The sequence below is a fragment of the Phenylobacterium sp. genome, from assembly GCF_036264965.1.
GTDB lineage: Bacteria > Pseudomonadota > Alphaproteobacteria > Caulobacterales > Caulobacteraceae > Phenylobacterium.
The window spans coordinates 1-13,193 of the sequence record NZ_DATAPY010000037.1 but is presented as its reverse complement, the minus strand read 5'-3'; the positions used below and the strand labels follow the sequence as shown (position 1 = coordinate 13,193).

9 protein-coding genes and 1 pseudogene are annotated in these 13,193 nt (G+C 67.7%); 4 read left to right on the top strand and 6 right to left on the bottom strand.

The genetic code is table 11. The features are described 5' to 3' along the window. Positions 1-168 precede the first annotated feature (168 nt). From VHS75_RS04880 to glmU, 5 genes and pseudogenes are all read right to left on the bottom strand, one after another. A pseudogene (locus VHS75_RS04880) lies at positions 169-1,554 on the bottom strand (class II 3-deoxy-7-phosphoheptulonate synthase). Between the two features lie 101 nt (positions 1,555-1,655). After that, entirely contained in the window at positions 1,656-2,840 is a 1,185-nt protein-coding gene (locus VHS75_RS04875; RefSeq protein ID WP_329637482.1) for an O-antigen ligase family protein, read from the bottom strand. Next, a complete protein-coding gene (gene gor, locus VHS75_RS04870) occupies positions 2,837-4,216 on the bottom strand; it encodes a glutathione-disulfide reductase (protein ID WP_329637481.1) in 1,380 nt (459 codons plus the stop codon). The genes VHS75_RS04875 and gor overlap by 4 nt, the downstream gene beginning before the upstream one ends. A 20-nt stretch (positions 4,217-4,236) precedes the next feature. After that, positions 4,237-4,926: a ribose-5-phosphate isomerase RpiA gene (gene rpiA, locus VHS75_RS04865; protein ID WP_329637480.1), complete on the bottom strand. Its 690-nt coding sequence runs from the start codon at positions 4,924-4,926 to the stop codon at positions 4,237-4,239. Beyond that, positions 4,923-6,284, bottom strand: coding sequence for a bifunctional UDP-N-acetylglucosamine diphosphorylase/glucosamine-1-phosphate N-acetyltransferase GlmU (gene glmU, locus VHS75_RS04860; RefSeq protein ID WP_329637479.1), 1,362 nt, complete (start codon positions 6,282-6,284; stop codon positions 4,923-4,925). The genes rpiA and glmU overlap by 4 nt, the downstream gene beginning before the upstream one ends. 110 nt (positions 6,285-6,394) lie before the next feature. Here glmU and VHS75_RS04855 point away from each other — a divergent pair, with 110 nt between their 5' ends. The 4 genes from VHS75_RS04855 (at position 6,395) to darG (ending at position 11,387) form a co-directional block, all read left to right on the top strand. After that, complete coding sequence (locus VHS75_RS04855; protein ID WP_329637478.1) at positions 6,395-8,680, top strand: transferrin receptor-like dimerization domain-containing protein; 2,286 nt, start codon at positions 6,395-6,397, stop codon at positions 8,678-8,680. Further along, positions 8,670-9,383, top strand: a complete 714-nt coding sequence (gene gph / locus VHS75_RS04850; RefSeq protein ID WP_329637477.1) for a phosphoglycolate phosphatase — start codon at positions 8,670-8,672, stop codon at positions 9,381-9,383. Before VHS75_RS04855 ends, gph begins: the two co-directional genes overlap by 11 nt. Positions 9,384-9,671: 288 nt before the next feature. Beyond that, complete coding sequence (darT, locus tag VHS75_RS04845; RefSeq protein WP_329637510.1) at positions 9,672-10,316, top strand: type II toxin-antitoxin system toxin DNA ADP-ribosyl transferase DarT; 645 nt, start codon at positions 9,672-9,674, stop codon at positions 10,314-10,316. A 9-nt stretch (positions 10,317-10,325) separates the two neighbouring features. Continuing rightward, positions 10,326-11,387, top strand: coding sequence for a type II toxin-antitoxin system antitoxin DNA ADP-ribosyl glycohydrolase DarG (gene darG, locus VHS75_RS04840; RefSeq protein ID WP_329637476.1), 1,062 nt, complete (start codon positions 10,326-10,328; stop codon positions 11,385-11,387). Positions 11,388-11,592: 205 nt separating this feature from the next. Here darG and VHS75_RS04835 read toward each other — a convergent pair whose 3' ends face one another. Then, a complete protein-coding gene (locus tag VHS75_RS04835) occupies positions 11,593-13,104 on the bottom strand; it encodes a transposase family protein (protein ID WP_329637475.1) in 1,512 nt (503 codons plus the stop codon). Positions 13,105-13,193 lie beyond the last annotated feature (89 nt).

Here is a 13,193-nt window from a genome sequence, read left to right as displayed (position 1 = left end):
CGTGATCCTTCTCCCCTTGTGGGAGAAGGTGTCGTCCGAAGGGCGACGGATGCGGGGTTTTGCTCCGCTCTCGGCGCGATCCCACGCATGGATCGGATAGGGTTTTCGACCCCACATCCGACCTGCTTCGCAGGCCACCTTCTCCCGCAAGGGGAGAAGGATGCGCCGCTAGCCGCCCGCCGCCGCGCGCTGCGCCTCGTCCAGCCGTTCGTCCTTCAGCTTCTCCGCCACCAGGAAGGCCAGTTCCAGGGCCTGCTCGCCGTTGAGGCGGGGGTCGCAGTGGGTATGATAGCGGTCGGCGAGGTCGCCTTCGGTGACTTCGCGGGCGCCGCCGGTGCATTCGGTGACATTCTGGCCGGTCATCTCCAGGTGGACGCCGCCGGGGTGGACGCCTTCGGCCTTGCAGATCTCCACGAAGGATTTCACTTCCGAGAGGATGCGGTCGAAGGGCCGGGTCTTGTAGCCGTTGTTGGCGGTCAGCGTGTTGCCGTGCATCGGGTCGATGGCCCAGACCACCGACTTGCCGGCGGCCTTGGTGGCGCGCAGCAGGGCCGGCAGGCGCTTTGCGATCTTGTCGTGGCCAAAGCGGCCGTAGAGCGTCAGGCGGCCGGGCTCGTTGGCGGGGCTGAGCGCATCGGCCAGGCGCAGCAGGTCGTCCGGCTCCATCGTCGGGCCGCACTTCACGCCGATCGGATTGCGGATGCCCTTGAAGAACTCGACGTGCGCGCCGTCGAGGTCGCGGGTGCGCTCGCCGATCCACACCAGGTGGGCGGAGGTGTCGTACCATTGGCCGGAGGTGGAATCGACGCGGGTCATCGCCTCTTCGAGGTTGAGCAGAAGGGCCTCGTGGCTGGTGAAGAACTCCACCTGGTGCAGGCTGGGGTGGCTCTCCGGCGTGACGCCGACCGCTTCCATGAAGGTCAGCGTCTCGCTGATCTTGTCGGCGAACTCGCGGTAGCGCGCGCCCTGCGGGCTGTCGGCGACGAAGCCCAGGGTCCACTTGTGGATGTTGTGCAGGTCGGCGTAACCGCCGCCGGCGAAGGCGCGCAACAGGTTCAGCGTCGAGGCCGACTGGCTGTAGGCCTGGATCATCCGCTGCGGGTCCGGCGTGCGGGCCTCAGGGGTGAACTCCATGCCATTGATGATGTCGCCGCGGTAGGACGGCAGGGTCACGTCGCCGATGGTCTCGGTGGGCGCCGAGCGGGGCTTGGCGAACTAGCCGGCCATGCGGCCCACCTTCACGACGGGTTTTCCGCCGGCGAAGGTCAGGACGACGGCCATCTGCAGGATCAGGCGGAAGGTGTCGCGGATGTTGTCGGCGTGGAATTCCTTGAAGCTCTCGGCGCAGTCGCCGCCCTGCAGCAGGAAGGCGCGGCCTTCGGAGACGTCGGCGAGCAGGCCTTTCAGGCGGCGGGCCTCACCTGCAAAAACCAGCGGCGGCATGGCGCGCAGGGTCTGCTCGGCCTTCGCCAGCGCGGCGAGGTCGGGATAGTCCTGCGGCATATGCTTGGCGGCCTTCGATCTCCAGGCGGCCGGCGTCCAGTGTTCCGTCATAGCTCCAACTCCGCAGCCCCGCGGCTCAGCAGGGAAGCCGGGCGTTCTACTCCAAGATGGGGGGCGAGGTCGATGTTTGCCGGACGGGCCGTTGGAAAGACCTACCGCACCGGCCGTTGCGCGTTGGCCACGGTGAGCAGGGCGACCAGGGCGCCCAGGGCCAGCCACCACTCCTGCCAGACGCCGAAGTTGACGCCGAACAGCAGATAGACCGAGCAGCAGGCCGCCGACGCCGCCGCCGTCATGTTGGACCACGGCCGCGCCAGACGGCTGAGCACCACGCCCCAGAAGGCCGCGGCGGTGATCGCGCCGATCGCGCCGAGCTCCAGCCAGACCTGCAAGGGATTGTTGTGCGGGTGCAGCACGATGCCGGGGCCGAACATGCGGCTGGCCTCCAGGCCCCAGCCCTGGAGGGGCCGCAGCTTGATCCAGTCGATGGCGTGGCTCCAGTAGCCCAGGCGCATGGCGTCGGTCATGGGCAGGGCGTGGCGCAGCGCCTCGTAGTCGGTGAAGTGGCGCACCGCCCAGATGACCGCGGGCATGGACAGGAACAGCACCGCCGCCACGACGGCCAGCAGCCGCGGCGTGAGCGTCGGCCAGCGCCAGACCATCAGGAAGACCACCGGCGCCAGGATCAGGCCCAGCACCGGGGCGTCGTAGCCGAAGGCCATGGCTGCGGCCCCGACGCCAGCCGCCATCACCAGCGCCAGCCAGGGCATCAGGCGGCTGGGCGCGCCCAGCGCCGCGAGCGGCCAGATCAGGCCCAGGACCTGGGTGGAGTGGCCGTCGTTGGACTCCGCCAGGTCGCCGCGGATCGGCTCGTAGAAGACGTGCAGATATTTGTAGGCCGCGCCGCGGGTGATGGTTTCCTCGATCAGCACGAGGCCGAACAGGGCGCAGCCGAAGGCCAGGACCTGCAGGGCCCGGGTGCGCAGGGCCGGGTCGGCCCGCCGGGCGGCCGAAATCGCGCTCCAGTAGAGCGGCAGCTCGAAGGCGAGCTTGAGGATGGTGTTATTGCCGGGTTTGCTCGGGTGATACGGGCTCCAGGTGGTCGACACCGCCGCCCAGATCAGGCCCGCGAACAGGATCATCGCGGCGGGCCGGTCCTGGTCGCTGATCCGCACGGCCGGCAGGCAGAGCAGGCCAACCAGGGCCAGCAGGCCCGAGAACCCCAGCGGCCACAGCCAGCCGATCGGCGCCACCAGCACCGCCGCGCCGATCAGCACCCAGCCGCACCAGACGCTGAGGAGGTCGCGGGACGCGGTTGCGGTCAGGCCTCGGCTCACGCCACCTGCCCCAGGCCGAGCGGCACGTACTTCTCGCGCATGGTGACCAGTTCCTCGGCGAGCGTCGGATGGACGGCGCAGGTGGCGTCCCACTGGGGCTTGGTGACCCCCAGCTTGATGGCGATGGCGGCCATCTGAATCATCTCCGGCGCGTCGGGCCCGACCACGTGGCAGCCGACCACCTTTTCGGTGGCGCCGTCGACGACCAGCTTCAACAGCGAACGCTCGTCGCCGCCGAAGGCGTATTTCATCGGCTTCAGCCGGGCCAGGTAGATGTCGACCTTGCCGAACAGCTTGCGCGCATCGGCTTCGCTCAGGCCCACCGAGCCGATCGGCGGCTGGGAGAACACCGCCGAGGCGACGGTCTCGTGGTCGAACGTGGTCGGGCGGGCGTAGAACTCGGTCTCGGCGAAGGCCTGGCCCTCGCGGATCGCCACCGGCGTCAGGTTGATGCGGTCGGTGACGTCGCCCACCGCCCAGATGTTGTCGACGTTGGTCTTCGAATAGGCATCGACGGCCACCGCGCCCTCGTCGGTCAGCTTCACGCCCGCCGTCTCCAGGCCCAGGCCCTCGACATAGGGTTCGCGGCCCAGGCAGAACATCACCACGTCGCTCTCGACCTCATGGCCGTTGGAGAGTCGGCTGGTGAAGCCGCCGGCGGTCTTTTCGATGGCGATGTGCTGGGCCGCCAGGATGACGGTGATCCCGCGCTTCTCCATCTCCTCGGTGAGGTGGCTGCGCACGTCGTCGTCGAAGCCGCGCAGGACATTGGGGCCGCGGTGGACCAGGGTCACCTCGACGCCCATCCCGTTGAAGATGCCGGCGAACTCCACGGCGATATAGCCGCCGCCGGCGATGACGATCCGCTTCGGAAGCTCCGGCAGCTGGAAGGCCTCGTTGGACGAGATGGCGAACTCCGCGCCCGGCAGGTCCTTGGGCGCCCAGGGCCGCCCGCCGGTGGCGATCAGGATCTTGTCGGCGGTCTTGGTCCCGACCTTGTCGATCTCGACGGTGTGGGCGTCGGTGAGGCGGGCCTTGCCGTGGGCCAGCTCGGCGCCGGCGTTTTGCAGATTGCGGACGTAGATGCCGGAAAGCCGGGCGATCTCCTTGTCCTTCTCCTCAAGGAAGCTCGGCCAGTCGAACCTGGCGCCCTCGATCGTCCAGCCATAGGTCTTGGCCGTCTTGAAATGGTGGGAGAATTCCGAGGCGTAGACCATGAACTTCTTGGGCACGCAGCCGCGGATCACGCAGGTGCCGCCGACGCGGTGCTCCTCGGCCACCGCCACCCTGGCGCCGGACATGGCCGCCAGGCGCGCCGCGCGCACCCCGGCCGAACCCGCGCCGATCACGAAGAGGTCGTAGTCGTACTTGGCCAAGTCTGGCCTCCTTCAATCTTCTAGGGCTCGAGCGTGGTGACGCCCGTATCGCCGCCGATCAACGCCAGGTCGGCCAAGTCGAGAAAGAGGCCGTGCTCCACGACCCCGGTGATGCTTTTCAGCGCGGCCGCCAGCAGCGCCGGCTCCTCGATCCGCCCGCAAGCTGCGTCATAGATGAGGTTGCCGCTGTCGGTTTTCACCGGGGCGCCCTCCTTCATCCGCAAGCGCGGCGCGAGGCCGATGTCGAATTCGCCGAGCACGTCGCAGATGCGCGCGTGGGTCGTCTTGTACCCGAAGGCCACCACCTCGATCGGCAAGGGAAACTTGCCGCCCAGCATCGGCACGACCTTGGCGGCGTCAGCGATGACGATGGAGCGCCGCGAGGCCTCCCACACCAGCTTCTCGCGCAGCAGCGCCGCGCCGGCGCCCTTGATCAGCGACAGGCCGGGCCCGATCTCGTCGGCGCCGTCGACGGTGAGGTCGATAGTCCGGGTCTCGCCGAGTTCGCCGACGGTCAGGCCGAGGCTCGTCGCCAGGTCCGCCGTCGCCTGCGAGGTCGCCACGCAGGTGAGATTGAGGCCCCGCGCCGCCAGCGCCTTTACGAACCACACTGCCGTCGTGCCGGTCCCAAGCCCTACGACCATGCCGTCCTCGACGAGCGCCGCCGCCGCCTCGCCCACCGCGCGCTTCTGATCGTCGGCGGAACTCATGATTTGCGCTGCTTCGCGGCGCGCGCGGCCAGCTTGCGGGCGCGGAACTTGGCGGCCCAGCCCTCGCGCTCGACCTGCTGGCCCCGCTCGACCGCCAGCGCGTCGGCCGCCACGTCCTTGGTGATCACCGAGCCGGAGCCGGTGTAGGCGCCCGGCCCCACGCTCACCGGCGCCACCAGGGCGGTGTTGGAGCCGATGAAGGCGCCCTCGCCGACGTGGGTCTCGTGTTTGTCGAAGCCATCGTAGTTGCAGAAGATGGTCCCGGCGCCGATGTTCGCGCCCGCGCCGACCGTGCCGTCGCCGAGATAGCTCAGGTGGTTGGCCTTGGCGCCCTTGCCGACCGCGACCTTCTTCACCTCGACGAAATTGCCGATGTGGGCGTCCTCGCCGATGTCCGCGCCCGGCCGCAGGCGCGCATAGGGGCCGATCAAGGCGCCCTCTTTCACCACCGCGCCTTCCAGGTGGCTGAAGGCGCGGATCACCGCGCGGGTCTCGACGCGGACGCCGGGCGCGAAGACCACGAACTGCTCCACGGTCGCGCCGGGCTCGATCTCGGTGTCGTAGGAGAAGTGCACCGTCTCCGGCGCCAGCATGGCCACGCCGTCCGCCAGCGCCTGGGCGCGGCGGCGGTCCTGGAAGATCCGCTCGGCCTGGGCGAGCTGCATGGGCGTGTCGCAGCCCATCACTGCGCTTTCCGGGACGATGGCGGCCTTGACGTGCGCCCGGTCGTCGGCGGCCAGGGCGACGATCTGGGTCAGGTAGTACTCGCCCTTGGCGTTGTCGTTGGTGGTGCGGTCGAGCCAGCCGAAGAGGCGCGCCTTGTCCGCGCATAGCATGCCCGCATAGCAGGTCCGGACCGCCAGCTCCGCGGGGCTGGCATCCTTCGGCTCGACGATGCGGCTGACATCGCCCGCGGCGCTCATCATCATCCGCCCGTAGAGCAAGGCGTCGACAGGCTCGAAGCCCAGCAGGGCGAGGTCGGCGCCGGCGCCCCGTAGCTCGAACAGCGGCTCAAGGTCCGGCGGCGTCAACAGCGGGCAGTCGCCGTTGGTGACCAAGACATCGCCGTCGAACCCGGCCAGGGCCTCACGGGCGGCCATCACCGCATGCCCGGTGCCAAGCGGCGGGTCCTGCACGGCCACGGCGCCCTCGCCCAGGCGGCGGACCACCAGGTCGCGCACCGCCGAGGGCCCGGCGCCGACCACCACCACGATCTTCTCGCAGCCGGTCGCCTCGACGGTGTCGATCACCCGTTCCAGCAGCCCGCGGCCGCCGACCTTGTGCAGCACCTTGGGCAAGGCGGACTTCATCCGTGTGCCTTGCCCGGCGGCAAGGATTACGGCGGCGCGCGCGGTCATCGGGCAGGGTCTCCGGGCCGAGTCAGCAATCTTCGCCGCTGGCTTACCAAGCCTTGGCGCCGGGGGCGAGAAGCGGCTAGCTTCCCGGCCTTCTCGGGGAGTGCATTTTCATGAAGCGTCGTCACGGTCTATCCGCCCTTCTGTCTGCGTGCGCGATCGGCGCCGTCACCACCGCCTGGGCCGCGCCGCCCGCGCCGATGGATCAGAAAGCGCTGGAAGCCAAGTTCGACAGCCTGATCGATCCGGCCGAAATGGGGACCTGGCTGAAGCTGATGGCCGCCGAGCCGAACCACGTGGGCTCGGCGCACGACAAGGCCAATGCTGAATGGGAAGCCGCCCAGCTGAAGTCGTGGGGCTGGGATGTGAAGATCGAGACCTTCGAGGTGCTCTATCCGACGCCGATCAGCGAGGCCCTGGAATTGGTGGCCGGCCCCGGCGCGGGCTTCAAGGCCACACTGCAGGAGCCGCCGATCCCCGGCGATCAGCCGACCTACACCAAGGACGCGCTTCCCGCCTACGTGGCCTTCCAGGGCGACGGCGATGTGACCGCGCCGCTGGTCTACGCCAACTACGGCATGCCCGAGGACTACCTGGCGCTGGAGCGCATGGGGATCTCGGTGAAGGGCAAGATCGTCATCACCCGCTACGGCGGCGGCTGGCGCGGCCTGAAGCCCCTGCTGGCCCAGATGCACGGCGCGGCGGGCGCGCTGATCTATTCCGACCCCAAGGACGACGGCTACGCCACCGACGACGTCTATCCGAAGGGTGCGGCGCGGCCGGCGCACGGCTTCCAGCGCGGCTCGGTCGCCGACATGCCGATCTATCCGGGCGATCCGCTGACCCCGGGCGTCGGGGCCACCAAGGACGCCAAGCGGCTCGACCGCAAGGACGCCCAGGTCATCCTGAAGATCCCCTGCCTGCCGATCTCCTACGGCGATGAGCAGGTGCTGTTGCAGTCACTGGACGGCCCGGTGGCGCCGGCCAACTTCCGCGGCTCGCTGCCGATCACCTACCATGTCGGCGGCGGCGAGACGGCCGGCAAGGCCCACCTGGCGGTGAAGTCCGACTGGTCGCTGAAGACGCTCTACGACGTGGTCGGCACGCTCAAGGGCTCGGAGGCCCCCAACGACTGGATCGTGCGCGGCAACCACCACGACGGCTGGGTGATGGGCGCATCCGACCCGCTGAGCGGCCAGATCGCCCTGCTGGCCGAGGCCAAAGCCTTCGGCGTGCTGATGAAGGGCGGCTGGAAGCCGAAGCGGACCATCGTCTACACGAGCTGGGACGGTGAGGAGCCCGGGCTGCTGGGGTCCACCGAATGGGCTGAAACCCACGCCGAGGAGCTGAAGGCCAAGGGCGTCGTCTACATCAACACCGACGGCAATGGCCGCGGCTTCTTCCGCGCCGAGGGCAGCCACGCCTTCCAGCACTTCGTCAACCAGGTGAGCGCCGACGTGAAGGACCCGGAGACTGGCGTCTCGGTCCGCGACCGCGCCCGCGCCCGGCTGGCGGTGGGCATGTCCGAAAGCGGCGGCGGCGGCGGCCGCGGCGAGGGCCAGTCGCCGCAGATGAAGGCGGCGGCCAACGATCCCACGAAGGATATCCCCCTGGGCGCCCTGGGCTCCGGCTCCGACTACTCGGCCTTCCTGCAGCACCTGGGCGTGCCGTCCATCGACTTCGGCTACGGCGGCGAGGGCGAAAGCGGCGGAGTCTATCACTCGCTCTACGACGACTATCAGCACCACTCGACCTTCGTGGACCCGGGCTTCGCCTATGACGCGACGCTGGCCAAGACGGTCGGCCGGGCGGTGATGCGCCTGGCCGACGCCGACCTGCCGGTGCAGCGTTACGGCGACTTCGCCGACACGGTGGCGACCTACCTCGACGAGGTGAAGAAGCTCGCCGACACCACCCGCGACGCGGGCCGCACCCAGGCGCGCCTCCTGAGCGGCAACGCCTTCGCGCTGGCCGCCGACCCGACCAAGCCGCACGCCAACCCGGCGCCGCTGAAAGCCTCGCCGACCACGGACTTCGCAGCCCTGGAGAGCGCCGTCGCCAAGCTGAAGGCCAGCGCGGCGGCCTTCGACTCGGCGCTCGCGACCAAGGGCGAGAGCCTGAACAAGGCCCAACGCGTCAAGCTGGACGCGGTGGTCCGGCCGCTGGATCAGACGATGCTGCGTCCGGAAGGCCTGCCAGGCCGCGGCTGGTACATGAACATGGTCTACGCCCCCGGCCGCTTCACCGGCTATGGCGCCAAGACCCTGCCGGGCGTGCGCGAGGCCATCGAGGAGCGCCGGTTCGACGACGCCCAGAAGTACGTCGGGATCACCAGCCAGGCGCTGAACGCCTATGCCGGCGAACTCGACAAGGCGACCGCCATCGTCAATGGGGGCTGAGCCTGGGGCGGCGCCTGCCTCTTCTTTGGCGGGCGCCGTCATCGCCTTCGACCTGGACGGCACCCTGGTCGACACCGCCCACGACCTGGTCGGCACGCTCAACTGGCTGCTCACGGCCGAGGGCGTAGCGCCGCTCGCCATGGATGACGCGCGGCCGTTCATCGGCCGCGGCGCACGCTGGCTGATCGAGCGCGGCTTCCAGGCGGCCGACGCCGCCCTGGAGCCCGGCCAGGTGCAGCCGCTGCTCAACCGCTTCCTCGCCCACTATGAGGCGCACATCGCCGACGAGAGCCGGCCGTTCCCCGGCTGCATCGCCGCCCTGGAGACCCTGAAGGCGTCCGGCGCCAAGCTGGTGGTCTGCACCAACAAGCTGACCGGGCTCTCCACCACCCTGCTCGATGCGCTGGACATGAGCCGCCTGTTCGAGGCCGTGATCGGCGCCGACCGCGCCCCGGCCATCAAGCCCGACCCGCGCCACCTGCTCACCGCCATCGCCGAGGTCGGCGGCGATCCGGCGCGCGCGATCCTGGTCGGCGACGCCGGGACCGACGCCGGCGCAGCGCGGGCCGCCAAGGTTCCGCTGATCCTGGTCAGCTTCGGCTACACCGAGACGCCGGCCGCCGAACTCGGCGCCGATGTCGTGATCGACCACTACGACGAGCTGCCGGACGCCTGTCTGCGGCTGCTGGGCCCAACGGACTGAAATTCTATTTTCGGAGAGGCGATGGTGGATGCGACAGGGATTGAACCTGTGACCCCCTCGGTGTGAAGCATTGGCCGCCCACTTGCGACGGACGCGGCAGTGACCGATCCGCGAGGCCCTGTGGCCGCACCTTAGAATATAGTGGCATGCCTCTAGGCGTCGTCTCAGGATTGCGTCCCAATAGCCTCGGTTGAGTCGCCCTCAGCAAGGCGGATTGGGGAGAATCGGCATCGCGGCATACTACCCCCAGTACTCGCGCTTGGTCGCTGTTAGGGCGAGAGCTTGATCGTGCCTGTTCCTGCCCGTCCGAAAATCTACCACATCGTCCATTGGGACAAGCTGGCCTCAATCGTCGCCGACCGCCACCTGCTCTGTGATGCCGCTCTGCTGCAACGCGCGCCGGTCGGTACCACCATCGGCATGAACCGGATCAAGCAGCGGCGGCTGAATGAGCTCCGACTCAGCTGTCACCCTGACCTGTACGTCGGCCAGTGCACTCCGTTCTACTTTTGTTCTAGATCGGTGATGCTGTTCCTGATACACCGGCGAAACGAAGAGCTGACGTTCAAAGGCGGACAGGAGCCCATCGTCCACCTCGAAGCGGACCTGCACGACGCGGTGGAGTGGGCGGAACAACAGGGTCGCCGGTGGGCGTTCACCCTCTCGAACGCCGGCGCCTACTACTTCGAGGATCGTTCCGATTTGGCGCAGCTGAACGAAATCAAATGGGACTCGGTCCAGGCCCGGCAATGGTCGGAGCGTGCCATCAAGGAGGGCAAGCAGGCAGAGTTCCTGCTCGAGCACTCCTTCCCTTGGACCCTCATTGAACGCATCGGCGTGTATTCGAACGCCTTTGTCCAACCCGTGTCCGCCGCCATGGGCGATGCCGCGCATCGGCCCATCATCGAAATCCGTCGCGACTGGTACTACTAGGGGCGCGCAATGATCGAACTCACCACCGGCAACATCCTACAGGCGGACGCCGAGGCGCTCGTGAACACCGTGAACTGCGTCGGCATCATGGGCCGAGGCATCGCCCTTCAGTTCAAAAACCAGTTTCCGGAAAACTTCGAGGCCTACGCTGCTGCCTGCGCGCGCGAAGCGGTTCGGCCGGGGAAGATGTTCGTCTTCGAGACCCGGAGCCTCACCAACCCCAAGTACATCATCAACTTCCCAACCAAGCGGCATTGGAAGGGCAAAAGCCGGATGGAAGACATCGAATCCGGCCTCCAGGCCCTGGTCGCCGAGATTCGGGAGCGGGGCATTCGTTCAATCGCGATCCCGCCGCTCGGTAGTGGCCTGGGCGGCCTGGCCTGGTTGGACGTGAAGCCGCGGATCGTGGACGCCCTGCGGGGGATCAACGACGTGCGCGTCATCATCTTTGAGCCGACGCAGGCACCCGTCGCGACGAAGTCGCGGGACGTTCCCTCGATGACCGCCGGCCGGGCCGCCCTCGTCGTATTGGTCCATCGCTACCTGGGCGGGCTGCTCGATCCGTTCGTGACGCTGATTGAGCTGCAGAAGCTCATGTACTTCATGCAGGAGGCAGGGCAGCCGCTGCGCCTGAACTACATCAAGCACCACTATGGGCCCTACGCCGACAACCTTCGGCACGTCCTCACGAAGGTCGAAGGTCACATGCTGTCGGGTTACCACGACGGCGGCGACGCGCCCGACAAGCTGCTCGAACTGGTTCCTGGCGCCGTGAAGGATGCGGAGGCGTTCCTTGCTTCCGATGACGGGACCCGCACCCGGTTCGACCGCGTCGGCAAGCTGGTCGAAGGCTTCGAGACTCCCTTCGGCCTGGAGTTGCTGGCCACCGTCCATTGGGTCGCGACGCGTGAGGGAGCGGCCACACCGGACGAGGTTCGCGCCAAAGTCTATGCCTGGAACGACCGCAAGCGTCAGTTTACCCCCCGGCAGATCGAGATCGCCTTGAGTGCGCTGCAAGCTAAGGGGTGGATCGCGGGTTCTTCGGCTTCACTCGCCGGGCAAGCCCACTAGATCCGTAAGAGGCTGACTATCAAGCGACATCCGGATCTGACCCCCCGTATTGCCTCACCCGCAGATGTTACCGAACAAACCGTGACGTCTTAGCGCGGGTAAGCTGGGTGATCTGGGTCGTTCTCCGGCGGGCTGGGCGGCAGCGGAGCCGCTCGCGACGCGCGCCTCCCCATGGCGCCGTAGCGAGCGAGCGGCGTAGCGGTGGTCATCCAGCGCCTATCACCCAGGCCCCTTCCAGGATCAGGCGCCTGGCCATGGTCGTCCGCCAGACCTTCACGGCCCGTTGGACGGTGCGAAGGTGCTTCGGGGTGAAGGTCGATGGCTCGAGCAACGTCAGCCGCCGTAGAACCTCGATCGCCGGCATTGCTGGGGCGGCCTGTAGCCAAGCTCGAATCTGATCTTCAAATGGAGCCAACATGCCGGGCCTGACCGGGACGGGCTTGCGCCGGCGGTATTGACGGCGATGCGTGGTGCGTTGCTCACCCGTCCGCCAGGCGGTCTTGAGACCCACCGCAAATCTCTGCAGGTCAACAACGATGGGATCAGCCTGTTCCTTTGTAAGGCCTCGACGGTCCACACGTCGTCCTAGCTCTTCCTGCGCAGTGCGCATCTCGGCCAGCAGCAAAACTGGATCCGCCACGGCACGCACTCCGCGAAGTTTTGTCTTGTCGATTTCAACGACATCACTGTGCGCCAGGACGCGATCAGCGGGCGGTATCGGCGCGTGGTAGCGCTTGATGACTCGCGCGCCCACCCGGGTCTTCTGTTTGAGCTTGAACGACGGCTGCAACAGGTTGGTATGCAGCCTTGAGGCTGCGTAAAGCCGGGTCAGCGCGGCAACGGAGTCGAGGCCCTCGAACCGGCCATAGCCCACAAGCCGGCGAACGATTGCGCCGTTCTTTTGCTCCACCCACGCCTGGTCATTCTTGCGGTAGGCCCTTGATCGAGTCACCTCCAGCCCTTGGGCTCTGCACCAATCGACCACCAGCTCGTTCATGAAGGCGCTGTCGTTGTCGAAGTCGACGCCCCGCAAGGCGAATGGAAACAACGTCTGAGCCTTGGCGATTGCGTCGATCACCAAGCTGCTATCGCGCAACAAGACCGGAATGCACTCCGTCCATCCGGTGGCGATATCAGTCAGCACCAGAGTTTGAATGAAGCCGCCGGAGCTCGAGGTCCCGGAATGGGCGACGAAATCGACCTCGACAAATCCCGGACTTGGGTCGCCCCAGTCGGCGAAAGTCCGCACCGGCACGGACCGCCGGACCGCCGAGCTGAGGCCTGCGCGGCGTCGCTGGCCTCCACGAGCCACGATGCGCACCTCGCAGAGCAGCCGATCCATGGTCGCGGGGCTGACCTTGAGCAACTGATCACGTTGATCTTGGCCGATCTGCAACCGGCCATGCCGTTCGAGCGCGGGCAGGAGCACGGGTATCATCACCCGCAGGCGCTTGGAGCAGACCCGGTCCGAGGCCTCCCAGAGCGAAATCAGCGCATCGCGGATCTGCTGGCCGTAGATCGCACGAGATCGGGTGGCGACGACCGGGCGCGCGCTTCTCAGGCTCAGCACACGGATGGCATGCTTGCGGTGATAACCCGTCACCGCGACGAACTCGTCGAGGATCTGACGTTTCTCGGCGCGGCGACCAGCCCGGTAGCGCTCCACAATCGCGCCGATCAACTCCGACCTGGTCGCCATACTGACCTGCCTCGCCATCCTCGCCCCCGATGCCCTGCTGGGCTGGCGGGTAGCATTTCAAATGAGGCAACAACTGTAGCCGGTAGCAAATCAGCTGAGGCAATGCG